The sequence below is a fragment of the Neomelitea salexigens DSM 19753 genome (assembly GCF_000422345.1).
GTDB lineage: Bacteria > Pseudomonadota > Gammaproteobacteria > Pseudomonadales > Spongiibacteraceae > Spongiibacter > Spongiibacter marinus_A.
This window is the reverse complement of sequence record NZ_AULP01000005.1, coordinates 237,073-261,392: the sequence shown is the minus strand read 5'-3', so window position 1 is coordinate 261,392 and position 24,320 is coordinate 237,073. Positions and strand designations below refer to the sequence as shown.

Genomic DNA, 24,320 nt, shown 5'->3' with positions numbered 1-24,320 from the left:
TTTTTTAAAATGTCTTTCTCTGTTTCAAGGCGCTTAACTTGCCGCTCGAGCTCCCGAATACGACGCTGTTCTGAGGTCATAGGAGAGGCATCGTAGCTGCCACCAGAACGTTCTTGCTTGAGTTGGCGAACCCATTTGTCCATCGTGGACTTGCCCACGTTCATGGCTTCGGCGGCGTCTTTCACTGAATAGCCCTGGTCAACGACGAGCTGTGCGGATTCGAGCCGAAACTCGGGGCTGAAGGTCGGGCGTGATGGTCTGGTCATTGGGTCACCTGTAATCGAATGAGGTGATGCTATCACCTCTAATTAGGTGGCCAAATTCACTATGCCACTACACCTGAATTCCTATCTCGATAATAAGTGAGACAAGGGCATCTTCAGAATAGTCATTCTCCCAGGCATTGAAAAAGACCGTTTTATGCTTTTTCGCACCTAAATCTTTGGATAGCCCTTCTAAGAAATAGGTTTTTCCGAAGCCCCATGGCGCATTGAGATTCAGTGTTAGTGACTTTCTTTGTCCGTGGTCGTAGATTCGCATTAAATGAAGGTAGAGGAGCCTGGCTTCCTCTTGTCGGTTCAGGCAATCATTGCTCCAGTGGCATTTCGTTTTGGTTGATCCATCGACCATGTGCTGTCCTCATAATTCCCGATCGCTAGCTAACCTAGGGGTTATTTAGTATTAGTGAATCTGGCGTACCCTACAATTTGCAGAGCTGAAATATACCGCGGTTATTTCTTGTTAGGTTGGGTTAATTTTCGCTTTTCAAAAGAGCTTAGAGTTGCTCAAACTTGGGGTCGGTAAACATGAATTGGCCTTTAGCAGAGCATTGAAATGCTGCTTAGGCGACCCGATAGCTTTTGGATTAGGTTGGATTTTCCGTTTGTTTGATGAGGTCTTAAGTTCTTTAAGTCTTCCATGTACGAGCGCTTCCTTGATAATGGCATTGCCTCCTTCAATGGAGGCGTTTTCCCATATTAACTCAAGGCATCCCAAGGAGCGAAACCTCGCCCAATACTAAGCCGCTTGTCGTTTTTATGGGTGTATCGTCGGTGTTGAGTCGCTACTATGCCTGCAATAGTTGGCGACGGTTCGTAGGGAGGCGAAATGAAGTGGCTATGGATAGCGGTGGTCTTAATGGCGGGTTTTGCTCAAGCCGCTGTGTATGAGTGGGTGGACGAGGCGGGGCGGAAGCAATTCTCAGATGAACCGCCAAATAATGGGCTGCCCTACACGCGCCGCTATATTGATACCCCGCCCGTTCATGTGGTGCCGGCTACGCCTGTACCGAAGTCGAGGCAGAGCCCGGCCAAAGCGCGAAGTACCGCCCACGTTATTAAGAAGACGCCTCGGTCGCAGGGTGGTGCAAGGTGTAAGCGCTATGAAGCTGAGATTGAGCGTATAGAGAAGAGAATGCGCGATGGCTATCGTGGCGATGAAGGGAATCGCCTGAAGCGTTCGCGTCGCCACTACTCGGATAAATACTACAAGGAGTGCCGCTGAGCAGGCATAAAAAAGGCGACCTGAGATCAGGTCGCCTTTTTCAATTGGTGGAGCCGGGGGGATATTATCCTCGCTGGGAGTAAGTGTTTGATTGATAATAAAATCAATAGCTTGTGGTAGCCTGTGGTACTGCTTTTGGTACTAAGTCGAGCTTTTGGATACGCTAAACAGACACAATTTCTATGAGATATTGTGTTGGTGTGTTGCATAGAGAGTAATGCCTGTGAGCCCCCTCTATACCCCCTTGAGGGACTTTAGTTAAATTCCCTGCTCTCAACCCTTGGTCGTTCGAAGTAATGCAGTACGGGGCTAGTTTGGGGCCCCTGTGCTGCTTTCTAGGCGTGGTTTTTGGTAGTGATAGTATCCCCTGCTTTTATCCCTAAAGTGTTCGTATCTTACAGTGACCTTATGGGCATGTTCATAACTCATTCTTGATATGTTTTGTACATACGTCTAAGGTGTGTTCATATCTTTTAAGATTCGAACGGGTTGTGTTATGGCGTTGATAGGTTATGCGAGGGTATCTACCGTAGGCCAAGATCTCGATTATCAGCTTGATAGGCTTAGGTCTGTTGGGTGTGAGAAGATCTTTTCCAGCAAGCATTCAGGCAAAGCGGATGCGAATAAAAAGCAACTCAGTGAGCTTTTGAGCTATGTTCGGGAAGGGGATACGGTGATAGTTACCAAGCTTGATAGGCTTGGTAGGTCTCTGTCTCAAGTCTTGGGTACGATAGAACTTTTGGCAGGTAAAGGTATTTATTTGAAAGCTATAGACCAGAACTTGGATACGAGTGATGACAGCCCTATTGCTAAGGCAATGGTTCAGCTTCTAGGGATGTTTTCTGAGCTGGAAAGGAACTTTATTATCACCAGAACTCAGGAGGGGAAGGCCGCTTCAGGCAATTACGGGGGGCGCCCCACCAAGCTTGATAAAACTTCGAGAGAGGAGGTAGTGACTAAGTTCTCTGCTGGGCTCTCCAAGTCTCAGCTAGCAAAGGAGTATGGTGTAAGCAGGGCGACAATCATGCGGATAATTAAGGGATGAGTTTATGAATCTAGGATGGATAGTTGGCTGTTTAGTGGTTCTTTTGAGCACTTTTTCATCGGCAGAGCTAAAGGCGGGTGAGTCTGGTTTGAATCAGGAGCTTTCTGCTCAAGAGGTTATGGGGTTGCATTTAGGCACAGTGAAATATTGTTTGCAGCGGGGGCTGGTAAAAGATAGTTCCAAGTTCTGGATTAGTGAGTTAGAGAATGAGCTTAACCCAAGCCAAAGTCAGTATGGTGTATATAGCTGGAGTGAAGAAGAATTTTCAAGCTTTAAGCACTATCGTGATAGGGTTTTCATGCTGTATGAGAAAAACCCTGAGCAGCTAACTCAGGGTGTCTGTGATAAAAATATTGAAAGCATTGTTGGCTTTTATGTCTATTTGGTTGGGGTTCCAAAGGCGACAACGCCGATAAACGGAAATTCGGATATTGCTAACATTGAGGAATCTTATCGGTCCTATGGTTTTGCTGCGAAAATTGCTGCCTATTGTGCTGACGCGGGTATGATACCTAGGGTTTTTAAAACGGCTTCAGAAGAGCTAGATGATGACTTAATGGAAATGGAGAAGAAGGGGATGGTTTCTGCTAGAGCTGTAATGATTTTCAGGATGGCAGGTATTAAAGCTGAAACGGCAGTTAAGCAAGATCCGGGAATAGTTAATGCGGAGAATTGCTCGGAGGTGCAGCGTCTGTTGCCTGAATTTATTAAAATACATCAGATGTGATTGGAATTTAGCATCCCAAAACGGTTGATTTTTCTATCTCCAAATACCGCTTTAAGGTCGTGGCTTTTCTGCTTTTGTACAGCTTTCCGGTAGCTTGTACGTTTCGATTCTGCGAAGACCCGTTGCCGGATGTCTAGTCTGCCCACTACTGAAAGACCGTCGAATTGCGCCACGGCTTCTGTGTAGTCGAACTCTTTTGTCGTTATGAGGGTAAGGAAAGGCATATTGATTATTCGTTCTTTGGTTTTATAGGTAGGGAACACATGGCGCGGTATTACTCCTTTGACTCCGGTTCTCCACAGGATTGGGTGGTTTGGGTTTTTTCTGGCAAAGTGCTGTCTGGCTTTGCCGAACAATTCGACAGCATCCTCTATATCGTCAGGGCTGCGCAGAAACACGGTTATCTGATACTGCCAGTCATGTGAGTCGAAGTGGGCTAGGAACTTTCTTCTAGTTTTTTCATCTGCTGGTTCAGTCATTGATTAACTTCTTGATGATAGTATTTTCTTATCTATATCACTTAAGTATTTAGGGGGCAAAATACTATTCCTTCATACTCCGTTTTGTTTTCTGCCAAAAACGCCATGTGGCATGGGCTGCAGAGGAGGAGTGCTCGAAATAAGTGTGCAACTTAGACGGTATTTGTATTGGATTCAGCGTCGATACCTAGATTAGATTCAGGTCGGGGTAGTCAAGCCGATCAATGGTTGCGAATCGTTCGTCAAGAGGGGTTCCTGAGCCGTAGACGCCATAAGTCATAGTCCCTTTTTCATGTCCAACTATATCTGCGATAACTCTTTCGTCGGCTCCCATGCTTTCAAATTGGCTGATGAAAGTTCTCCTTAGAGAGTGGAACACAACTGACCTGTCGAACCCCAAGGAGGTCTTCAAGCGGCCAAATTTCTTGCTTAAGGCACTAGACCTTTCACCGTACTTCATCTTGCTGCTAGATGGTATTAGATACTTTGATTCGCTGGATTCTATTAGATTCTGGATTACAGGTTCTAGTTTGTGGTGAATGGGTATTTGGCGGCCTATTCCTGCCATTGTCTTTGATTCTGGAATAACGATATAGGAACGGTTATTGTGTTTTTGGATGTCCTGCTTACGGAGTGAGCATATTTCCTCAATCCGACAGCCTGTGTAGATAGCGATCATGAATATTGCTTCCAGCGTATGATCTCGATTCTTTTTATTCTTCATCCCCTTGTGAAGCTTACTAAGCTCTTCTACTGTGCACGCCCTTCTCCTTGATGATTTGGGCTTTTTTCCGACTTTGGGGAGAGTTGTTTCATCAATGGCGTTAGGTAATGTCAGGTACCCTTTTCTGCGAAGCCATGCAACATAAGCTTTCGCTTGGTTTCTGTAGCTTGAAAGCGTGTCATGCGACGGTGGTGAGGGTGAGCGTTGATAGCTGTCTAGCCAATCTTGTGCTGCTGCAGTTGTAAATGTGGTGGAAGATAGTATCGGGAAATCTTTTATGAACTGGTTTCGAATCCTCGAAATATTTTGGTCCCGAGATCTAGGCTGTAGATCTTTCAGTTCAGTCTGCGCGTATTCTTCAAGATGTTTCTCGGGTATTAGCAGATGCCCGTATAATTCGCCCTCCAGCAAGGTGCTTTCCAATGCGGACTGCTGAATTTTAGGGTCATCATCCACAAACGCTAGGGTCGCATTGAGGCCTTTGTGACGTGCTAGGCTAACTCTGGCTGCTTCTTCGTAAATGTCTAAATCGAATTGATGTACCTGATCCGCTCTCGGCTGCTCAGCTGTATCGGCTGCGTAAGTGTACTTATCTTTATGTAATCTCTGTCGGTCTGAGGCAGAGGTGGCGGGTGCAGCACTGTGCGAGGTTGTATTGGTTGCTTGTTTGGCTGCATCAAGTTGTCTATGCCAATCATTGAGAATCGGGTGTGCTCTTCTTTCTGCCTCGGATTGTGATAAATGGCCAAGGGAGTGCTTGAACTCACGTTTACCTATGGACTTTCGGAGTGCTTCCGGGATTTGAAGTCTTAGCTTCCATCTGCCAGAGCTATCTTGTGAGAGGTATTTCATTGGGACACACGCAGTTCGAGAGTGTGACGGGCATTGTAGTGGGAAAGTGTTGGTACTGAAAGAGGTACTAAAACCCTTGTCGACCAGGTTGTAACCTCCTGGTTTCAAAGGGTTTTTCGTATTTGGTGGAGCCGGGGGGAATTGAACCCCCGTCCGCCAGTCCGCCGCTCGGGGCTCTACATGCTTAGCTTCCGTTTATTGATTTAGCCGCTTACAGCCCAACGGTCAGGACGTAGTTGGCGATTCTGATTAAAGGTTTCGCTGATCGGTCTCAGACAAACGTCACAGCTAGCTTGTTCTATCTGACGGTTGCGTCCCGTTTACAAGCATCCGGTAGCAACCGCTAACGGGGTTTAGGCCGCTAGAGCGTAGTTGTCGTCGTTGGCAACTATAAGTTAACAGCTTTGGATTTACGTGATTCGCTGTCCTCACGGCATGCACCACAGAGTTTTGTAACCGGCGTCGAATCCAAATCGGCCCCGAAATCTGCAATAGCGTATCGTACCACTTCGACTACAGCGGCACTAGCAAAGTTCATTGCTTGGGGTCTTGGGGCTGAATTTTTAGTTGGATGTTCACGCTTTTGGCAAGCAGCTCGGCTTCGTCGCAGAGGTCGGCGGCGGTGAGCGGGTTGGCGTCCAGCCAGCTTTGGGGCACGTTTAGCTCGATAAGGTCGGGTTCGGGGCTCTGCAGGGTGATGTCGTGGGTGAGTTCGAAGGCCTGGCGTCGTCGGTAAAACAGGCAGGCCAGGCGCAGTAGGCTGATCATTACCCAGTCGGGCGTGACGCCGTATTCGGCAATACCCAGGCTTTTGGGTTTGCGGCGGTGGTTGAGCACCAGCATGCTGAGCCGCGCTTGTTCTTGTCTGGAAAAGCCCGACAAGTCGGCATTCTTCAGTATGTAGGCGCCGTGCTTGTGATAGCCGCCGTGTGCAATGGCCAGCCCGAGTTCATGCAATTGCGCGGCCCAGACCAGTAGTTTTTCCGCCTCCTGGTAGTCGCTGTTCATGCGCGGCTCCAGCGCGGGTAGCCAGCGTTTGCACAGTTGGGCGACGCGGTCACCCTGGAGGGGGTCAATATGGTACTGCTCGATCAGTTGGCGAATGGTTTCGTCGCGGCGGTCTTTGTGGTGCAGCCGGCCGGCCAGGTCGTAAATAATGCCTTCGCGCACGGCGTAGCTGGAGATATGCAGCTCGGGTATGTCCATTTCTTTGAACAGGGCATAGAGCACGGCAAAGCCGCCGGGGATAACGTCGCGGCGGTCGTCGCTGAGCCCGGGCAGTTGCAGTTCGCTGGTGTGGCTGGCTTTTAGCAGCTGTTGTTTGATGGCTTGCATGGCGTCGCGGGTAATTTGCCCGGTGTCGCACAGCGCCATTTCGGCGGCGATTTTACTGATGGCGCGTATGGTGCCGGAGGAGCCGACCACTTCCTGCCATTGGTCTTTGTACTGTTCTACATAGGGGGAAATGAGCTGACGGGCGGCGTTGACGGCGCGCTTAAAGGCCTTCTCGCTAATGTCGCCGTTGTTGAAAAAGCGCATGCTGTAGCTCACGCAGCCCATCGGCAGGCTTTCCAGCAGCTTGGGGTTTTGCTTGCCGGCAACAAGCTCGGTGGAGCCGCCGCCAATATCGATAACCAGGCGTTTTTGTTTTTCTACCGCGAGGTCATTGGCCACGCCAAGATAGACCAGCCGGGCCTCTTCTGTACCCGAGATAATGTTGATGGGCAGGCCGAGTATGGCTTCGGCACGCTGCATAAAGTCGCCGGCGTTGCTGGCGGCGCGTAGGGTATTGGTGCCGACTATTCTCACTTGGCTGCGCGGCACGCCGCGAAGGCGGTTGGCGACTTTGGCCAGGCTGTCGAGGGCGCGCTGTTGGGCGTCTTCGCTCAGTACGCCGTCGTCGTTTAGACCCGCGGCGAGGCGCACCATATCTTTGTGGCGGTCGATAATGCGAAGTTTGTCGTCTTGAAAACTGGCAATCAGAAGGTGAAAGCTGTTTGAGCCGAGGTCCAGCGCAGCGTAAGAATCGGAGTTTTGTGCCATGTATTAATTCCCAATGCGAAGGCTGAGTGTAAGGCCTGTGCAAGGTAATTGCGACCGTCGTACACTGTAATACTGCTGACATGTATAACAACTAAGCTCGCGCGCGACGTTGTGTTTTATTGAAGGGTAAGGGTTGCTGATATGGCGGAGTCGAACACCGATAAAGCGTGGATAGCCAAGGAGCTGAGCTGGCTGTCGTTTAATGATCGCGTGTTGCAGGAAGCGGCCGATCCGTCGGTGCCGATTATTCAGCGCATTCGCTACCTTGGTATTTTTTCCAACAACCTGGATGAGTTCTTTCGTGTTCGTGTTGCCGATGTGCGTCGTCTGGCCGCGTTCTCCACGCCCTCTAAACAAGAAGAATACAAGCAATTGTTGGAAGAGATTCGCCAGAAGGTGTTGAAGCTGCAACATCGCTTTGAGTCGACCTATAACGCCAATCTTAAAGAGCTGCGCCGCCGCAAGATTTACGTTATCAACGAGAAGCAGCTCGACGACTCTCAGATTGAGTATGTGCGCAATTATTTCCATGCCCACATTCAGCAAGAGTTGGTGCCGATCGTTTTGGACGAAGCCAACCCAATGCCGGAGTTGAATGACGCGTCGATCTATTTGGCTATTAAGCTGAGCTATCAGGGGCAGACGCGCTTTGCCTTGCTTGAAGTGCCCACCACGCGGATCGAGCGCTTCGTGCGCATTCCCGGGCGCAACGGTAAAAAAGGCAAGGTGCTAATTGCCCTGGAGAATATGATTCGCGTGTGCCTGCCGCAGGTTTTTCGTGGCGTGTTCCCGCTGGACTCGGCAGAGGCCTATACCATTAAGCTAACGCGCGATGCGGAGCTGGAGCTTGGTGAGGAAGTGACGCAAACCTTTGTGGAGAAAATGACGCAAAGTTTGAAGCGTCGTCGCAAAGGCGATCCGGTGCGCTTTGTTTACGATGCGCAAATGCCCAATGACATGTTGGAGTATCTTGTGCGCCGCCTGGGGCTGGGTCGTCTGGACTCCATGATTCCCGGCGGGCGGTACCACAACTCCAAAGATTTTATGCGCTTTCCCAATCTGGGGCCGGCCTACCTCGACAGCAAGTCGCTGCCGAAAATCCGCGTGCCCGAGATTGATGCGGCGGACAATATTCTCAGCTGCATGCGCGAGCGCGATCTTCTGCTGTTCTATCCGTATCACAGCTTTGACTACCTGACCGATTTGTTGAAGACCGCCGCCATCGACCCGGCGGTTAAGTCTATTCGCATCAGTTTGTACCGGGTTGCCTCCAACTCACATGTTGTGGATGCGCTGCTCAATGCGGTGGCCAACCACAAGGAAGTTACGGTGGTGGTTGAATTGCAGGCGCGCTTTGATGAGGAAGCGAATATTGCGCTGTCGCAGCGCCTGACCGACGGTGGTGTTAACGTTATTTTGGGTGTGCCGGGCTTGAAGGTGCACAGCAAGTTGATCTCTATTAGCCGTCAGGAAGGCAGCGTTCAGAAATACTACAGCCACGTGGGAACCGGTAACTTTAACGAGAAGACCGCCGAGGTATATACCGATTTCAGCCTGCTTACCTACGATCAAGCCATTGGCGATGAGGTGGCGAAGGTCTTTGACTTTATTGCCTACACCTACAAGCGGCACAACTTCCAGCACCTTGCGGTTTCGCCGCTGAATAGCCGCGATAGAGTGATTGAAAATGTTCAGGCAGAGATCGATGCGGCCAAGCGCGGCGATGAGTGCGGCATAACGCTTAAGTGCAATAATCTGGTTGATAGGGAGCTGGTCGACAAGCTGTATGAGGCGAGTCAGGCCGGTGTGCCGATACGCCTGATTGTGCGGGGTATGTGCTCGTTGGTGCCGGGCGTGAAGGGCTTGAGTGAAAATATAGAAGCCATCAGTATTGTCGACGGCTTTTTGGAGCACCCTCGGGTGTATATATTCCGCAATAGCGGCAAGCCTCGTTACTATATTTCATCGGCGGACTTAATGACGCGCAATATCGACTTCCGCGTTGAGGTCACTTGCCCGATATACAGCCCCGAGCTTCAGCAGCGCATTCAAAGCATTATCGATATTCAGTGGGCGGATAATGTAAAGGCGAGGCTGATTGACCCCAGCCAGACTAACGCCTTTCGCCCGCGCAAGAAGAGTGCGCCGAAGGTGCGCTCTCAGTTGCAGATTCATAGCTATCTGGAATCGGGCAAGTTACCGCGTCTGGCGAAGCTGGACTATAAGGCGCGCAATAAGAGCAAAAAAACCAAGAAGAAGCGCGGCTAAGCCTCAGGCTTTAATAATAAGCAATTCGCCACTCTGCTTTTTGGGGTGGCTCACTTCCCAGTCGATCAGTTCGGCGCCAAACGCCTTTTCGCATTTGCGTGCGAGCTTGTGGAAAGGTGGCCTGCCGGGGTCGGCGATAATAATGGTTTTCACGCCGGCAGCGAGAGCCGTTTCAATGGCATTGAAAAGCGGCTGTACCAGCTTTGGCCAAAAGCAAATATCGCCGCCCAACACCATTTTTTGGCCTTTCATGTCGTTGGCGGTCAGCTCTTCATAGCGAGCCACGCGCTGGGTGATGCTGACATCATTGAGCAGGGCGTGGGCGTCCAGGTAGGGGAAGACGTGCTCGTCGGCGTCGATGGCGGTCACTTTGGACTTGAACTGCTGCGCGCAGAAAATACCCAGTATTCCCCAGCCGCAGCCGATTTCCATCACTTTACTGCCGCGGCGGGGAGGGTGTTGCAGCAGGTAGTCCATGATCAAAAACGATGAACCCCACACCTGGTAGCCGTGAATCTCTGGCTGGGCCAGTGCGCGCTGCATACGGCGAATAAGTTTGTGGCTTTTCTTGAGGATGAGAACATCGTGAACGATGCGAATATTCTTGAGAACTTCTGGCTCGCTCATGCGGCAATGGCTTCCTGGTGCAGCGGCTTAGCGCAGCTGTTTGGGGCGTATTAGGTCTTGCAGCTTGGCGCTGTCGGGGCGCAGTTGGTCCCAGTACTCAACGTTGATTTCCAGCTCGACAAAGGTGCAGGTGCCGAGCTGATCCAGTTCGCCGTCGTAGAGGTAATTCACTAAGTCGAGCAGCGCTGGGTTGTGGCCGATAATCAAGGCGTTGTCGTACTGGTTGCCCAGCTCTTTGAGCCAGGTGAGCAGCTGCTGCATGTCGAAGGTGTAGAGGTCTTCGGTGGTATGTATCTCGGCGTGGTCGAAAACATCCGACTCGGTGCGGAAGCGCTGAAGGGTTTCTTGGCAGCGATTGGCGGAGCTGCAAAATACCTGCGGAAACTTTTTATGGTTGCGCTCTAATTGGTGGGCGACCAAGCCGCAGTCTCGTTTCCCGCGGCGGGTCAGCGGGCGTTCGGCATCGTTGAGCTGGTCGTCATCCCAGCTGGATTTGGCATGCCTTAACAAGTAGAGAGTTTTCATCGGCTCGGGCGTGTGTCACTCACGAATTGTGTTGGCGCAGTATGCGCTGTTTCTGGCGGTCCCAGTCGCGATTCTTTTCAGTTTCGCGCTTGTCGTGGTCTTTCTTACCCTTGGCCAGGGCGATCTCCGCCTTTATCAAATGCTTTTTCCAGTACAGGGCGGTACACACGCAGGTGTAGCCCTTTTGCTGCGTCGCTTCCTCCAGTCTGCGCAGTTCTCTGCTGTGAAGCAATAGTTTGCGGGTGCGGCCGGGGTCGGCCACAAAATGGGTGGAGGCGCTGAGTAGTGGGGTGATATTGCCGCCGAGCAGAAACGCTTCACCGTCTTTTAGCAGCACATAGGTGTCGGTGATCTGCACCTTGCCCTGGCGCAGACTTTTCACTTCCCAGCCTTGCAGCGACAAGCCCGCCTCAACTTTTTCTGTGAGGTGGTAGTCGTGCTTCGCCTTCTTATTCAGGGCGATCGTGCTGCTGGTGTTCTTGGGTTTCTTTTTGCTCATGGCGGCGATTATAGAGTGACTCGCTGGCAAAACCTATGGCGCTCAGGTAAAAATAGCGCTGCTTTGATGACTTTCGCCGGCGGTTTATGGCCCTCAAGAAGAATAAAGTTCAGGGTATCTGGTCAAGTCGCTGGACATTTCTAGCGGCGGCGACCGGCCTTGTTGTGAGTTTGGGTAACTTTTGGAAGGCTCCCCAACAGCTCGCCGCTAATGGTGGCGCGGTATACCTAGTGGCTTACCTCGTCTTCTTGTTGCTGGTGGTGTTGCCGGTGGCTATCGCTGAAGTGCGTATCGCCGTGCGCGCCCGCGCCAACCCCATTCACGCGGTGGATCAAATCGCCCATTTCTCTGGCGCGTTTCGCCACTGGTCGCTGGTCACCCAGCTGGCGGCGCTAACGGCGCTGTTGCTGGCGGCAAATCTGGGGGTTGTTGCCAGTTGGCTGCTGACCTACATAATGAAAATGTCGTCGGGGGTGATGGAGGCGGCGAGCCTGGATACCATTGCCGGCGAATTCCAGCGGCTGCTGACCAGTCCCGAGGAAGCGCGCGGCGCGCACGGCTTTTTTGTGGCGCTGGCGGTGTTGCTGTCGTCGATCAGTGTTAACCGCGGTATGGCCATGGTGCTGCGTATTCTGTTGCCGGTGTTGTTGTTGGTAATGCTCAGCTTGCTGTATTTCAGTTATGAGCTGGGTGATTACGGCGCGGCGTGGCGCGCGTTGTTTGATTTCCGGCCGGGAGACTTTTCCTGGCAGGCGTTGCTGTCTGCCCTGCAGCAGGCGTTTTATGCCCTCGGTTTAGGCACGGCGGCGCTCATGGCTTACGGGGCGTATTTCCCGTCCGGGCGCTCCATTACCCGTCAGTTGCTGGCCTTGGCCGTTATCGACACCTTGGCGATGTTGCTCGGCGGGCTGATCTTGATCGCCCTGGTCAGTGACCAGCATATTGTGGCGGGCCAGGGGCCGGCGCTGCTGTTTATTAGCCTGCCTTACAGCTTTGGCAACCTGGCCTTTGGCGATATTGCCGGTACCGGCTTGTATGTGTTGTTGAGCATTTTGGTGCTGACGACGGTTGTCGCGCTATTTGAGCCTGTGGTGGCCTATTTGGTAGAACGCTGGGCGTTGCCGCGCTGGGTGGCGGCGGTTGCGGTGGGTTTGTCGGTGTTCGCGGTGGGTGAGGTTTCCCTGGCATCGCTGCAGGTGGCGTCACCGCTGCAGTGGTTCTCGCGAACGGCAATGGAGTGGCTGGATATCGCGGTCGCGAATATTCTGCTGCCGATGTGCGCGCTGTGTTTTGTATTATTTGCAGCGTGGCGGGTGCCCAAGAATGTCTACGGTGGCCGGGAGCACTGGCTGGAGCAGGGCTTTTTTTGGCTTTGGTTGCGTATGTTGCGGTATATTGCGCCGCCAGCGCTGTTTTGCCTGCTTTCACTAGGCTTGTATCAGCGCTTACAGCTATAACCCAGTACCGGAAGCCCTCCGCATGAACGATATTCGCCGCAGCGCGCTACTGCCATACTCAGCAGAATTGATATATCAGCTTATTAACGATGTTGAAGCTTATCCGCAGTATATGGATGGCTGCGTTGGCGCTGAGGTGCTGCTGGCGGATGAGTCGATGATGGAGGCGAGGCTGGATTTGTCGCGAGCGGGGATCAAAATGAGCTTTAGTACGCGAAATCAGCTTACGCCGCCGCGCCGCATTGTGCTGGAGCTGCTCGACGGCCCCTTCGAAAAGCTGCGCGGCGAATGGGAGCTATTGGCGCTGGGTGACAAAGCCTGCAAGGTGAGCCTGCATCTGCGATTTGCGTTGAGCAATGCGCTGGCGGGTGCGGCGACGCGTCAATTATTTAATTCTGTGGCCAATAATTTGGTCGATGCCCTGGTTAAACGTGCGAAAGAGCAATATGGATAACAATCAAACAGTACATGTTGAAGTCGCCTATGCACTCGCGGATAAGCAGCGCATTGTGGCGTTAGAGTTGCCCGCTGGGTCGACAGTTCGCGATGCGGTAATGCAGTCGGGGCTGGACAGCCAGTTTCCCGAGCTGGATTTGTCCAGTGCGGATGTGGGGATTTTTGGCAAGGTGGTGAGCAAGCCTGATGCGCAGGCGCTCAATGACGGCGAGCGCGTGGAGATCTACCGGCCGCTGATCGCCGACCCGAAAGAGGTTCGCAAACAGCGGGCGGCTAAAGCCAAGGCGCGCAAGCAGTCTTGACCTGCTTATTCGCTAGCGGGTTGGGCGTCGGCCTCGGCGCTGCTGCCAATTTTCCCCTCGGCTGACGGTTTAACGTCGGTAACGATGCGCACCAGTTTATCGCCTTGGAAGTACGCGCTGAGCTGGTGGCGCTCGGCGGGCTTGCCTTCTTTATTCAACGTGTACACATAATCCCAGCGGTCGGGGCTGAAGCTGTCGCGAATCAGCGGCGTGCCCATAACGTATTCAACCTGGCTGCGGCTCATACCGATTTCAAGCTGATCTACCATTTCCTGGGTGATGATGTTGCCCTGATCGATGGGCAGGCGGTAAACGCCGGGAAACTCCAGAGAGCTGCAGGCGCCAAGCAAAATTACCAGGCTGGCGGTAGCAATACGCAAAAACATAGTCAGGGTTCCAATCACTCGCAGAGGCAGGGATAATAGCGCAAACCTAAACACAACGCTAAGGTCAGTGGTTTATGTCAAGCGAAAATCAAGAGCTCCGCAAAGCAGGGCTTAAAGTCACCCTACCTCGGGTAAAAATTCTACAACTGCTTGAGCAGGCCGAAGCTGAAAATCAGCACTTCAGTGCGGAAGATGTCTACCGTTCGCTGATGGAGTCTGGTGAAGATGTGGGCCTGGCGACCGTTTACCGTGTTCTCACTCAGTTTGAGGCGGCGGGCTTGGTGGTGCGCCACAACTTTGAGGCCGGGCATTCCGTTTTCGAATTGGCCAAGGGCGAGCACCACGACCATATCGTGTGTATGGAGAGTGGTGAGGTGATCGAGTTTTACGACGACGTCATCGAGGAGCGCCAACACAAATTGGTGGAAGAGCGCGGCTTTGAACTCGTCGATCACAGCTTGGTGTTGTACGTTCGTCCCAAGAAGTAACGCTTATCTTGCGGGCGGCGCTGCCGCCCGCGTTCAGTGGCGTATGCCGAGCATTTCTCTGGCGTGTGCCAAGGTATTCTCGGTTATCGCTATCCCGCCCAGCATTCGGGCAATTTCCTCGATTTTTTGATCTTCTGCCAGCGGCTCCAGCTCGGTTCGCAAGGCCGTCTTGTTGCCGGTTTTCTTAACGCGAATATGGTGGTCTCCCTGGCTGGCTACCTGTGCCTGGTGGGTAACGCACAGCACTTGGCTGCGTTTGCCCAGGTCGTTGAGTAGCTGGCCGACAATTTCTGCGGTCGCCCCGCCAATGCCCACATCGACCTCGTCGAAGACGATTGTCGGGACGGCGGCAACCTGGGCAGTGACGACTTGTATGGCCAGGCTGATACGCGACAACTCACCGCCCGAGGCAATTTTATGCAGCGGGCCCATCGCGGCGTTGGGGTTGCTGCGGATGCGAATTTCGATGTCTTCAGCGCCGTGGCTGTGCGGCTCATCTTCAGCGAGAGGGATAATGGCAAACTCCACTTGGCAGTGTTTCATTGCCAGTTCGCCCAGTTTGCCCTCAATGCGTTTTTTCATTTTTAACGCGGCGGCGCTGCGCAGCTTGCTCAGCTTCTTGGCTTTGCTCTGGTAGTTGCTGAGCGCCTGCTGTTGCTCCTGGCGCATGGCATCGAGCTTTTCATCGGTTGCGTCGAGCTGCTCGAGCTGGTGTTGCAGCGATTGTTGCAGCTCGGGAAGTTCTTCGGGTTGAATCTTGTGTTTGCGCGCGGTTTGGTAGATGGCGTCGAGCCGTTGTTCAACGTCTTGCAGGCGCTGGGGGTCCAGTTCGGTTTCGTCGGTGACGCGCTGCAGTTCGCTGGCGGCCTCTTCGATCTGAATGCGCGCGCTTTCAATCAGGCTGATGGCGGCTTCTTGTGCTGGGTGGCCGTGCTGACAGCCGCTCAGTGACGAGAGCGCTTGATGCAAAATACCCATCGCGTTGACTTCGCCTTCGCGGCACAGGGCCAGGCTGTGGTGGTTGGCGGCCAGAATTTGCTCGGCATTGGCGAGCTGCTTTTGTTGGATCTCCAGCTCTTCAACTTCGCCAGGCTGAATATCGAGGCGCTCTAGTTCGTCGAGTTGGTAGCGCAAAAGCTGTTCCTGGGCGTTTTGCTCATCGAGGTGGCTTTCGAGTTCGTTGAGGCGTTTGCTGATGCGCTGATAGCGCAGGCAGTCTTCCCCGAGTGAGCTGCACAGTTCGCTGGCGCCGGCGAAAGCGTCGAGCAGCTGTCGCTGATAGGGCTTTTTAAGCAGGGACTGATGGGCGTGCTGGCTGTGAATGTCAATGAGCAAACCGCCGAGCTCTTTGGTGTCGTTCACGGTGGCGGGCTGGCCGTTGATATAAGCGCGCGACCGTCCCTCTTTGGTGATTACTCGTCGCAGCCGGCATTCGTTGCCCGCTAGCAGCTCTCGCTCCTGCAGCCATTGGCGGGCCAGGGGAATATCGCTGATATCGAATTCGGCGTGGATGTCGGCGCGTTCGGCGCCCGCCCGCACAACGCCGCTGTCTGCGCGGTCGCCCAGTGTCAGGCCGAGTGCGTCGAGCATGATCGATTTACCGGCGCCGGTCTCGCCTGTTAATACCGTCATTCCCGGCTGTAACTCGATTTCCAGGGCTTGGGTGATGGCGAAATTGCTGACGCTTAAATGAACCAGCATGGTGGCGGCTCCAAAATGAAGATGTATGGTTATTTATACAGTAGTTGGCTGTGCCCGCTCAAGCCCTGGTTGCGTTCCGGGAATTAAAAATACTGGCGGCCTTGAAAAACCTGGCAGAGCCCCCATACACGGGGAAGCTCACCCTCGGGGTGCGGAAGTTATTGGGCGGCTGGGCCGTCCGGCGAAATGAAGGAGGCTGCTAAGGTGGCAGAGGAACAAGATAAGACAGCCGCGGCTGAAGAGCAGGCAGCGGAGCAGGCAGAATCGGTTGAGCAGGTTGCTGAAGAGCAGGGCGCCGATGCGGGAGATGATCTTCAGGCGCAGCTGGACGCAGCGCGTGAAGAGGCGGCCAATGCCAAAGAGCAGGCGTTGCGCGCTGTAGCAGAGGCGCAGAATGTGCGTCGCCGCGCTGAGAAAGACGCCGAGAACGCGCGCAAGTTTGCGCTGGAGAAGTTCGCCGGGGATATGTTGAGCGTGGCGGACAACCTGGATCGCGCGCTTGCGGCTGCCGATACCGAAGACGAGGCGCTGAAGCCGATTCTTGAGGGCGTGGAGTTGACGCGCAAATCATTGCTGGATGCGCTGGCGCGCCACAATGTTGAACAGATCGATCCAACCGGTCAGCCATTTGACCCGGAATTCCACGAGGCGATGGCGATGGTGCCTAACCCGAGTGCGGAGCCGAACTCGGTGATTGATGTGATGCAAAAGGGCTACACCCTGAACGGGCGCCTGCTGCGCGCGGCGATGGTTGTGGTCGCGAAGGCGGAGTAACTGCCAAATATTCACAACTGAGATATTGATGACCGGCTTGAAATTGAGAAAAACGGACCAATATCTACAGCAAGAACAGAGTTTAACGGGGCCTGGGTGCCTCGCGCAGTAAACAGCGAATGCGGAGAAAAGTTATGGGTAAAATTATTGGTATCGACCTTGGCACCACCAACTCCTGTGTGGCGGTAATGGATGGCGACAAGGTAAAGGTTATTGAGAATGCCGAGGGTGGTCGCACCACGCCTTCTATTGTTGCTTACACTGACGACAATGAAATTCTGGTTGGTCAGAGCGCCAAACGTCAGGCGGTGACGAACCCGGACAACACCCTGTATGCGGTTAAGCGCCTGATCGGTCGCCGTTTTGAGGACGATGTTGTTCAAAAAGACATCAAGATGGTGCCTTACACCATCAGCAAAGCCGACAACGGCGATGCCTGGGTTGAAGTAAAGGGTGAAAAGCTGGCACCCCCGCAGATCTCTGCGGAAGTACTGAAGAAAATGAAGAAAACCGCTGAAGACTACCTGGGTGAAAAAGTCACCGAGGCGGTTATCACGGTTCCTGCTTACTTCAACGATTCTCAGCGTCAGGCGACTAAAGACGCCGGCCGTATCGCTGGTCTGGAAGTGAAGCGGATTATCAACGAGCCGACGGCGGCTGCGCTGGCCTATGGTATGGACAAGGCCAAGGGCGATCGCACCGTAGCCGTGTACGACCTGGGTGGTGGTACCTTCGATATTTCGATCATCGAAATTGCCGAGGTGGATGGCGAGCACCAATTTGAAGTACTGGCGACCAACGGTGACACCTTCCTGGGTGGTGAAGATTTTGACCTGCGCCTGATTGATTACCTGGCGGAAGAGTTCAAGAAAGAAAACGGTATTGACCTGAAAGGTGACTCGCTGGCGGTTCAACGCCTGAAAGAAGCGGCTGAAAAAGCGAAGATCGAATTGTCTTCCAGTCAGCAAACCGAGGTTAACCTGCCTTACATCACGGCAGATGCCACCGGTCCTAAGCACTTGGTTGTTAAATTGAGCCGTGCCAAGTTGGAGTCGCTGGTTGAGGATTTGGTGAAGCGTTCGCTGGAGCCAATGAAAACGGCGCTGCAAGATGCAGGTTTGTCTGCCTCTGAAGTTGACGAGGTGATTCTGGTTGGCGGTCAGACGCGTATGCCGCTGGTGCAGTCTAAGGTGACTGAATTCTTCGGCAAAGAGCCGCGCCGCGACGTGAACCCAGATGAGGCCGTTGCGATGGGTGCTGCCCTGCAAGGTGCGGTACTGTCGGGTGATGTAAAAGACGTATTGCTGCTCGACGTCACCCCGCTGAGCCTGGGTATTGAAACCATGGGTGGTGTGGCAACACCGCTGATCGAGAAGAACACGACTATCCCTACGAAGAAGTCGCAGGTGTTCTCTACCGCTGAAGACAACCAGACTGCCGTAACCATTCACGTGGTTCAGGGTGAGCGTAAGCAGGCGTCGGCGAACAAGTCACTCGGCCGCTTCGACCTTGCAGACATTCCGCCGGCACCGCGCGGCCTGCCGCAGATCGAAGTGACCTTCGACATCGATGCCAATGGTATTTTGCATGTATCGGCCAAAGACAAGGCAACTGGTAAGGAGCAATCTATTCGCATCACTGCTTCCAGCGGCTTGAACGAGGACGAGATCGAGCAAATGGTGCGCGATGCCGAGGCGAATGCCGAAGCTGATAAGAAGTTTGAGGCGCTGGTCACTGCGCGCAACAACGCCGAAGGTCTGGCTAACGCGACTCGCAAAACGCTGGAAGAAGCTGGCGACAAAGCGAGTGACGAAGAGAAGTCAGCCATTGAAGCAGCGCTGGTGAAAGTTGACGAGGCTGTTAAAGGCGACGATGTCGAGGCTATCGAAGCGGCTGCCAAAGAGCTCAGCGAAGCCTCTGCAGGCCTGGCGCAAAAAATGTACGCCGAGCAAGCGGCAGAAGCGGAAGCGGCGGGCGGTGAGCAGCCTGAAGCCTCAGCGGCCGGCGACGACGTTGTCGATGCGGAGTTTGAAGAAGTCAAAGACGACGACAAGAAGTAAGCAGTGGGCGGGGCTCTGCCCCGCGTTGCTGGCGTGAACGGGAGAAGGGAGGCGCTAAAACCTTAGGGTTTTACAGGGCGTTTGGCCCGCTCCCGTTTCGCGTGTGATGAGAGATTGAATTTTTACTGGGCTTGCGGGGTTTGTCTGCGCCCAACACAGCGTGAAGCGAGACGATGTCAAAACGCGATTACTACGAAATACTGGGCGTGTCCCGAGATTCGGACGAGAAGGAAATTAAAAAAGCCTATCGCCGTATCGCCATGAAGAATCACCCGGACCGCAACCCGGATGACCCCAAGGCGGAAGATATTTTCAAAGAGGCGACAGAGGCCTATGAGGTGCTGTCGGATTCTGAGAAGCGCTCAGCTTATGACCGCTTTGGTCACGACGCGGTAGGTGGCGGTGCCGGAGGTTTCGGTGGCGGCGCAGGTGGCGCTGGCTTCAGCGACATCTTTGGCGATGTATTTGGCGATATCTTTGGCGGCGGTGGCGGAGGGCGTCAGCGTGGCCCGCAGCGCGGCGCGGATCTGCGCTACACGCTTGAGATCGATTTGGAGCAAGCGGTGCGCGGAACAACGGCGAAAATCCGTATTCCGACCCTGGTGTCGTGCAAAACCTGTGATGGCAGTGGCGCCAAGAAAGGCTCGACGCCACTCACCTGCGGAACCTGTAATGGCGTGGGTCAGGTGCGTATGCAGCAGGGCTTCTTCGCTGTGCAGCAAACCTGCCCCAATTGCCGGGGTAGCGGGACGATTATTTCCGACCCGTGTAATGACTGTCATGGCCAGGGCCGGGTAGAGGAAACCAAGACGCTGTCGGTGAAAGTGCCGCCGGGTGTTGATACGGGCGACCGCATTCGCCTGAGTGGCGAGGGTGAGGCCAGCCCCGATGGCGGCCCCGCTGGCGATTTGTATGTGCAAATGTCGGTGCGCCCGCACCCTATTTTCAAGCGCGACGGCAAGCACCTTCATTGCGAAGTGCCGATTGGTTTTGCCGACGCGGCGCTCGGTGGCGAGTTGGACGTGCCTACCCTCGATGGCCGTGTGAAACTGAAGATTCCCGCCGAGACGCAAACGGGTAAGTCTTTCCGCTTACGCGGCAAGGGTATTACGCCGGTTCGTGGTGGCAGCACCGGTGACTTGATCTGCAAGGTGGTTGTAGAGACGCCGGTGTCGCTCAGCAAGCGCCAAAAGGAGCTGCTGCAAGAGTTCCAGTCGACACTGGATGGCGATGACAAGCAGTCGCCGCGCAAGAAAAGCTGGTTTGACGGCGTTAAAGACTTCTTTGACGACATGAAGCTGTAAATAGTTGAGGGGAGGGTGGCCTCCCCTCGACTTGCCTCGCATTTTTCTCCATCCTGAGACCCTGGTATCCGGGTTGGACGACACACTATGGAAAAAACCCTCAATCGCTTTGTTGCTGAGTCGCTTTGGTCGCCGGAGGTTGCCAATTACAGTCCTTGGCGGCGCCGGTGCGTGCATATATTGCGCTACGTTTACGTGGTGCTGGATGACCTGGCCAAAGGCGAGCTCACGCTGCGGGCGATGAGTTTGGTATATACCACGCTGCTTTCTCTGGTGCCGATGCTGGCGGTGAGCTTTTCTGTGTTGAAGGCCTTTGGCATGCACAACAAGCAGCTGGAGCCGATCATGCTGCAGTTCCTGGCGCCGATGGGTGAGCAGGGTGTGGAGATCACTCAAAAGATCATTGGCTTTATCGACAATGTGAAGATCGGCGTGCTGGGAACCTTCGGTATCGCGCTGCTGTTTTACACAGCGATCTCGCTGATTCAAAAGATTGAGGGAACGTTTAACTATATCTGGCGCCTGGAGCAGCACCGCAGCATCGGTCGGCGCTTTGCCGACTATGGCAGTGTCATGCTGATTGGCCCTTTGTTGGTATTTTCGGCGATAGGCCTGTCCGCCAGTGTGTTGAGCGGTCGCGCGGTGCAGGAGGCGAGTGAATACCTGCCCTTTGTGACCCACGCGGTATCACTGCTCACCACGGCGGCGCCGTACATTATGATTATTGCCGCGTTTACCTTCTTTTATATGTTTATTCCCAACACGCGGGTGACATTTCGCGCAGGCGCGATGGCGGGTTTGGTGTCGGGGGTGTTGTTCCAGAGTTTGGGGTGGGGCTTTGGTAGCGTGGTGGTGTCGGCGAGCGACAGCGGTACCTATGCGATCTACTCCGGCTTCGCGATATTGATCCTGTTCATGATGTGGATGTACATCAGTTGGTTGATTCTGCTGGTGGGCAGCAGTGTTGCTTTTTATGTGCAACATCCCGAATATGTCGTCCCTTCCAAGCGCAGCGGCGATATGAGTATTCGCCAACAGGAAGATTTGGCGTTAAATATTATGGCGGTGCTGGCGCAGCGCTATTATGAAGGGCGTCGGCCAATGTCGGCCTCGGACTATGTGCTGCGGTTGCGGGTGCAGATTCAGGGCGTGACAAAGGTGCTTCGCGCATTGACTCGGGCTGGTCTTATTACTGAAAACAGCGATGATCCGCCGCGCTACCTGCCCAATGCGCCGCTGGAAAAAGTGCGCCTGCAAGAAGTGCTGGAGGCGGTTCGCAATGAGGGGGGCGAGGGTTTTGTCTCCGCGGCGCGACCGCGTAGAGCGGTTACCGGGGTGGCGGCAGTGCGCAAGGATATTGATGATGCGGTGTCGTCGGTACTGGCCGAGACAAGTGTAAAAGACATGGCTTTGGCACAGGTGCCGCCAGAGTTAGAAGAATCAAGTAATCAACTGGGTAAATCATGACTGTAAAAATTGCTGTGACGGGCGCTGCGGGGCGCATGGGTAAAACCTTGATAGAGGCGATAAGCGTGGCCGAGGGCTGCGAGCTGAGTGCCGCATTGGAGCGCCCGGAAAGCAGCTTGATTGGTGCCGACGCCGGTGAGCTGGCGGGCTTGGGTAAGTGCGGCGTGCTGGTGGGCGCCGATATTGCTGCAGTTGTTGATGACTTTGATGTGTTGATCGACTTCACCGCGCCACTGGCTACCCTGGCCAATGCCGAGGTGTGTGCAAAGGCAGGTAAGGGCATGGTAATTGGTACAACCGGCTTTGATGCTGGGCAAAAAGCCGAGCTAGAGCGCCTTATTGCGCCGATAGCGGTGTGCCAGGCGTCCAACTTCAGTACCGGGGTGAACCTCTGTTTCAAACTGTTGGATATGGCGGCCCGCGTGCTGGGTGACGATGTCGATATCGAGGTTTATGAGGCGCATCACCGCCACAAAGTTGATGCGCCCTCGGGTACCGCGCTGAGCATGGGGCAGGTTGTTGCCGATGCCCTGGGTCGCGACCTTGATAAGGTCGCAGTGTATGGCCGGGAGGGGCAAACCGGGGCTCGCGAGCGCGAAACCATTGGTTTTGCCACGGTGCGTGCCGGCGATATTGTTGGCGATCACACGGTGATGTTTTGCGCCGAGGGCGAGCGCGTTGAAATTACGCACAAAGCCAGCTCCAGAATGTCGTTTGCGCGCGGTGCCGTGCGGGCGGCGGCGTGGCTGAAGTCGCAGGCCGCCGGTCGCTACGATATGCAGGATGTGCTCGGCCTGAACGCGGATTAAATCGATGGCAAAGCTAGAGTTTGCGGTGCCCGAGGTCTTCCCGTTCAGCACCGATATTGCTTTGTTGCGCAGCCACATTAACGCTGGCAATCACTTGGGTAACGATGCCTTGGTGAGTTTGCTCAACGAGGCGCGCGGGCGCTTCCTGGCAAGTCGCGGTGTTCGCGAGGGTGGTCGTGAAGATGGCCTAGCGATGGTTAATGGCGATATGGCGGTGCGCTATTTAAGCGAGGCGCATTACGGTGAGGTGTTGCGCTTTGATGTTGCTGCCAGCGACTTTCATCGCTGCGGTTTTGATATCGCCTACCGGGTCAGCGATGTGAGCTCCGGCCGCGCGGTGGCGGTGGCGAAAACTGCACATCTGGTGGTTTCTCCCGAGCTGGGGCGCGCTGTCGACGCGCCAGCGGAGATGGCTGCGGCTCTCAAAGGGTAATAGTTACACCGTGAGCGTGTCGGTCGCGGTGGATTCTGCGGCCAACTTCGCGTAAAATTTCGTTTCAGATTTGGGCGCCGGGTTTAATCACCCGAGACCCCGTAAAAAAGCGAGATGGGGATTCACCGCATCTCGCTTTTTTGCACGCGTATTTTCCTCTGTGGTTCCCTGGTTATCGTTCCGACGGCTGTCGGCGGTGACTCTCGGCCGCAAGTCTGATCCAGGAGGTTATCTTGACGGTTACAGCCATACTCGCCCTAGAAGACGGCAGTATTTTTCGGGGTGTTGCAATCGGTGCGCACGGGCACTCGGTTGGGGAGGTGGTGTTCAATACCGCCATGACGGGTTATCAGGAGATTCTCACCGATCCCTCCTACGCGCGTCAGATCGTGACGCTGACCTATCCCCATATCGGCAATACCGGCGTTAATTCAGAAGACGAAGAAGCTGCGGAAATTTGGTCCGCGGGCTTGGTTATTCGCGATTTGCCCATGTTGGCGAGCAGCTTTCGCAGCGAGCAAAGCCTGTCTGACTACTTGCGTGCGCGCAATATAGTCGGCATTGCCGAGATCGATACCCGACGCCTGACGCGTATTTTGCGCGACAAGGGTGCTCAGGGTGGCTGTCTGCTGGCCGGTGATGATCTCGGCGCGGAAGATGAAGCCAAAGCACTGGAATTGGCAAAGGGCTTTGCAGGCCTGAAAGGCATGGATCTGGCGAAAGAAGTGACCACTGCCGAGCGCTACGAGTGGCGCGAAAGCACATGGCAGCTGGGCGAAGGTCATAAAGTTCTTAGCGATGACGACTTGCCTCACCATGTTGTCGCCTATGACTTCGGCGTAAAGCGCAATATTTTGCGCATGCTGGCCGATCGCGGCTGTCGCCTCACCGTGGTGCCTGCAACCACGCCAGCGGCCGACGTGCTGGCGATGAATCCCGATGGGGTCTTCCTGTCCAATGGCCCGGGCGATCCAGAGCCCTGCGACTACGCTATCGCCGCGATCAAAGACATTCTCGACGCCGACTTGCCAGTCTTTGGCATCTGCCTGGGGCATCAGCTGCTATCGTTGGCATCAGGTGCTAAGACCATGAAGATGAAGTTTGGCCACCACGGCGCCAACCATCCGGTTCAGGACTTGAATACCAAGGTGGTACATATCACCAGTCAGAACCACGGCTTTGCCGTGGATGAAGACAGCTTGCCGGCGACCATGACGGTGACCCACAAGTCGCTGTTTGATGGCTCCTTGCAGGGGGTTGAGCGCAATGACAAACCTGCGTTTGGCTTCCAGGGGCACCCGGAAGCTAGCCCGGGGCCGCATGATATTGCGCCCTTGTTTGACCACTTTATTGAGTTAATCCAGGCCAAGAAGGCCGGTTGAGACTATCGG

General features: G+C 54.2%; 25 protein-coding genes and 1 other RNA gene. 15 read left to right on the top strand and 11 right to left on the bottom strand.

Annotated elements, in window-relative coordinates; all coding sequences use genetic code 11:
- Together H573_RS0110175 and H573_RS0110170 are read right to left on the bottom strand one after the other, a co-directional pair.
- Window positions 1–266: IS3 family transposase (locus H573_RS0110175; protein ID WP_027874183.1), on the bottom strand; the 266-nt coding region annotated here is incomplete at its 3' end.
- 67 nt (window positions 267–333) lie between these two features.
- Window positions 334–630: a P-loop NTPase fold protein gene (locus tag H573_RS0110170; RefSeq protein WP_027874182.1), complete on the bottom strand. Its 297-nt coding sequence runs from the start codon at window positions 628–630 to the stop codon at window positions 334–336.
- A 477-nt stretch (window positions 631–1,107) separates the two neighbouring features.
- Here H573_RS0110170 and H573_RS0110165 point away from each other — a divergent pair, with 477 nt between their 5' ends.
- The 3 genes from H573_RS0110165 (at window position 1,108) to H573_RS0110155 (ending at window position 3,275) form a co-directional block, all read left to right on the top strand.
- The gene (locus H573_RS0110165; RefSeq protein WP_084498013.1) at window positions 1,108–1,503 is read left to right on the top strand and encodes a DUF4124 domain-containing protein; all 396 of its coding nucleotides are present in this window, start codon (window positions 1,108–1,110) and stop codon (window positions 1,501–1,503) included.
- A gap of 496 nt (window positions 1,504–1,999) precedes the next feature.
- Window positions 2,000–2,548: a recombinase family protein gene (locus H573_RS0110160; protein ID WP_027874180.1), complete on the top strand. Its 549-nt coding sequence runs from the start codon at window positions 2,000–2,002 to the stop codon at window positions 2,546–2,548.
- 4 nt (window positions 2,549–2,552) lie between these two features.
- Window positions 2,553–3,275, top strand: coding sequence for a hypothetical protein (locus tag H573_RS0110155; protein WP_027874179.1), 723 nt, complete (start codon window positions 2,553–2,555; stop codon window positions 3,273–3,275).
- On the opposite strand, the gene H573_RS0110150 is transcribed toward H573_RS0110155, so the two are convergent.
- From H573_RS0110150 to ppx, 4 genes are all read right to left on the bottom strand, one after another.
- Window positions 3,266–3,754 (bottom strand): hypothetical protein, encoded by a 489-nt coding sequence (locus tag H573_RS0110150; protein WP_027874178.1) that lies wholly within the window; start codon window positions 3,752–3,754, stop codon window positions 3,266–3,268. The two genes, H573_RS0110155 and H573_RS0110150, sit on opposite strands and share 10 nt — an antisense overlap.
- A 187-nt stretch (window positions 3,755–3,941) precedes the next feature.
- Window positions 3,942–5,330, bottom strand: coding sequence for a tyrosine-type recombinase/integrase (locus H573_RS0110145; RefSeq protein WP_027874177.1), 1,389 nt, complete (start codon window positions 5,328–5,330; stop codon window positions 3,942–3,944).
- 123 nt (window positions 5,331–5,453) lie between these two features.
- Window positions 5,454–5,811: a transfer-messenger RNA gene (ssrA, locus tag H573_RS19330) on the bottom strand.
- A gap of 53 nt (window positions 5,812–5,864) precedes the next feature.
- On the bottom strand, window positions 5,865–7,373 hold the full coding sequence (gene ppx / locus H573_RS0110140) for an exopolyphosphatase (protein ID WP_027874176.1): 1,509 nt from the start codon (window positions 7,371–7,373) through the stop codon (window positions 5,865–5,867).
- 141 nt (window positions 7,374–7,514) lie between these two features.
- Here ppx and ppk1 point away from each other — a divergent pair, with 141 nt between their 5' ends.
- Window positions 7,515–9,641 (top strand): polyphosphate kinase 1, encoded by a 2,127-nt coding sequence (ppk1, locus tag H573_RS17770; protein WP_036256394.1) that lies wholly within the window; start codon window positions 7,515–7,517, stop codon window positions 9,639–9,641.
- A 3-nt stretch (window positions 9,642–9,644) separates the two neighbouring features.
- Here ppk1 and H573_RS0110130 read toward each other — a convergent pair whose 3' ends face one another.
- From H573_RS0110130 to smpB, 3 genes are read right to left on the bottom strand one after another with little or no spacing between them, the layout of a single operon-like run.
- Window positions 9,645–10,268 carry a class I SAM-dependent methyltransferase gene (locus H573_RS0110130; RefSeq protein WP_036256392.1) on the bottom strand — a complete coding sequence of 208 codons (624 nt, stop codon included), beginning with the start codon at window positions 10,266–10,268 and terminating at the stop codon, window positions 9,645–9,647.
- A 27-nt stretch (window positions 10,269–10,295) separates the two neighbouring features.
- Entirely contained in the window at window positions 10,296–10,793 is a 498-nt protein-coding gene (locus H573_RS0110125) for a SixA phosphatase family protein (protein ID WP_027874174.1), read from the bottom strand.
- 19 nt (window positions 10,794–10,812) lie between these two features.
- A complete protein-coding gene (gene smpB, locus H573_RS0110120) occupies window positions 10,813–11,292 on the bottom strand; it encodes an SsrA-binding protein SmpB (RefSeq protein WP_027874173.1) in 480 nt (159 codons plus the stop codon).
- An 86-nt stretch (window positions 11,293–11,378) separates the two neighbouring features.
- On the opposite strand from smpB, the gene H573_RS0110115 reads away from it, so the two are divergent.
- From H573_RS0110115 to H573_RS0110105, 3 genes are read left to right on the top strand one after another with little or no spacing between them, the layout of a single operon-like run.
- On the top strand, window positions 11,379–12,749 hold the full coding sequence (locus tag H573_RS0110115) for an SLC5/6 family protein (protein WP_027874172.1): 1,371 nt from the start codon (window positions 11,379–11,381) through the stop codon (window positions 12,747–12,749).
- A 22-nt stretch (window positions 12,750–12,771) separates the two neighbouring features.
- Window positions 12,772–13,203, top strand: a complete 432-nt coding sequence (locus H573_RS0110110; protein WP_027874171.1) for a type II toxin-antitoxin system RatA family toxin — start codon at window positions 12,772–12,774, stop codon at window positions 13,201–13,203.
- A complete protein-coding gene (locus tag H573_RS0110105; protein WP_027874170.1) occupies window positions 13,196–13,507 on the top strand; it encodes an RnfH family protein in 312 nt (103 codons plus the stop codon). Before H573_RS0110110 ends, H573_RS0110105 begins: the two co-directional genes overlap by 8 nt.
- Before the next feature lie 5 nt (window positions 13,508–13,512).
- Here the strand turns inward: H573_RS0110105 and H573_RS17765 are convergent, their stop codons facing one another.
- Entirely contained in the window at window positions 13,513–13,893 is a 381-nt protein-coding gene (locus H573_RS17765) for an outer membrane protein assembly factor BamE (RefSeq protein WP_036256391.1), read from the bottom strand.
- Window positions 13,894–13,967: 74 nt separating this feature from the next.
- On the opposite strand from H573_RS17765, the gene fur reads away from it, so the two are divergent.
- Window positions 13,968–14,381 (top strand): ferric iron uptake transcriptional regulator, encoded by a 414-nt coding sequence (fur, locus tag H573_RS0110095; RefSeq protein WP_027874169.1) that lies wholly within the window; start codon window positions 13,968–13,970, stop codon window positions 14,379–14,381.
- Window positions 14,382–14,414: 33 nt separating this feature from the next.
- Here fur and recN read toward each other — a convergent pair whose 3' ends face one another.
- The gene (gene recN / locus H573_RS0110090) at window positions 14,415–16,082 is read right to left on the bottom strand and encodes a DNA repair protein RecN (RefSeq protein WP_027874168.1); all 1,668 of its coding nucleotides are present in this window, start codon (window positions 16,080–16,082) and stop codon (window positions 14,415–14,417) included.
- A gap of 186 nt (window positions 16,083–16,268) precedes the next feature.
- On the opposite strand from recN, the gene grpE reads away from it, so the two are divergent.
- The 7 genes from grpE to carA all read left to right on the top strand — a co-directional run bounded on the left by grpE (window position 16,269) and on the right by carA (window position 24,311).
- Complete coding sequence (grpE, locus tag H573_RS0110085; RefSeq protein ID WP_036256382.1) at window positions 16,269–16,856, top strand: nucleotide exchange factor GrpE; 588 nt, start codon at window positions 16,269–16,271, stop codon at window positions 16,854–16,856.
- A 134-nt stretch (window positions 16,857–16,990) separates the two neighbouring features.
- Window positions 16,991–18,916: a molecular chaperone DnaK gene (dnaK, locus tag H573_RS0110080; RefSeq protein WP_027874166.1), complete on the top strand. Its 1,926-nt coding sequence runs from the start codon at window positions 16,991–16,993 to the stop codon at window positions 18,914–18,916.
- 173 nt (window positions 18,917–19,089) lie between these two features.
- The gene (dnaJ, locus tag H573_RS0110075; RefSeq protein ID WP_027874165.1) at window positions 19,090–20,220 is read left to right on the top strand and encodes a molecular chaperone DnaJ; all 1,131 of its coding nucleotides are present in this window, start codon (window positions 19,090–19,092) and stop codon (window positions 20,218–20,220) included.
- A gap of 87 nt (window positions 20,221–20,307) precedes the next feature.
- The gene (locus tag H573_RS0110070) at window positions 20,308–21,687 is read left to right on the top strand and encodes a YhjD/YihY/BrkB family envelope integrity protein (protein WP_027874164.1); all 1,380 of its coding nucleotides are present in this window, start codon (window positions 20,308–20,310) and stop codon (window positions 21,685–21,687) included.
- Window positions 21,684–22,496, top strand: a complete 813-nt coding sequence (dapB, locus tag H573_RS0110065) for a 4-hydroxy-tetrahydrodipicolinate reductase (RefSeq protein ID WP_027874163.1) — start codon at window positions 21,684–21,686, stop codon at window positions 22,494–22,496. The genes H573_RS0110070 and dapB overlap by 4 nt, the downstream gene beginning before the upstream one ends.
- 4 nt (window positions 22,497–22,500) lie before the next feature.
- Window positions 22,501–22,929 carry an acyl-CoA thioesterase gene (locus H573_RS0110060; protein WP_027874162.1) on the top strand — a complete coding sequence of 143 codons (429 nt, stop codon included), beginning with the start codon at window positions 22,501–22,503 and terminating at the stop codon, window positions 22,927–22,929.
- A gap of 233 nt (window positions 22,930–23,162) precedes the next feature.
- Complete coding sequence (gene carA / locus H573_RS0110055) at window positions 23,163–24,311, top strand: glutamine-hydrolyzing carbamoyl-phosphate synthase small subunit (protein ID WP_027874161.1); 1,149 nt, start codon at window positions 23,163–23,165, stop codon at window positions 24,309–24,311.
- The last annotated feature ends 9 nt before the right edge of the window (window positions 24,312–24,320 follow it).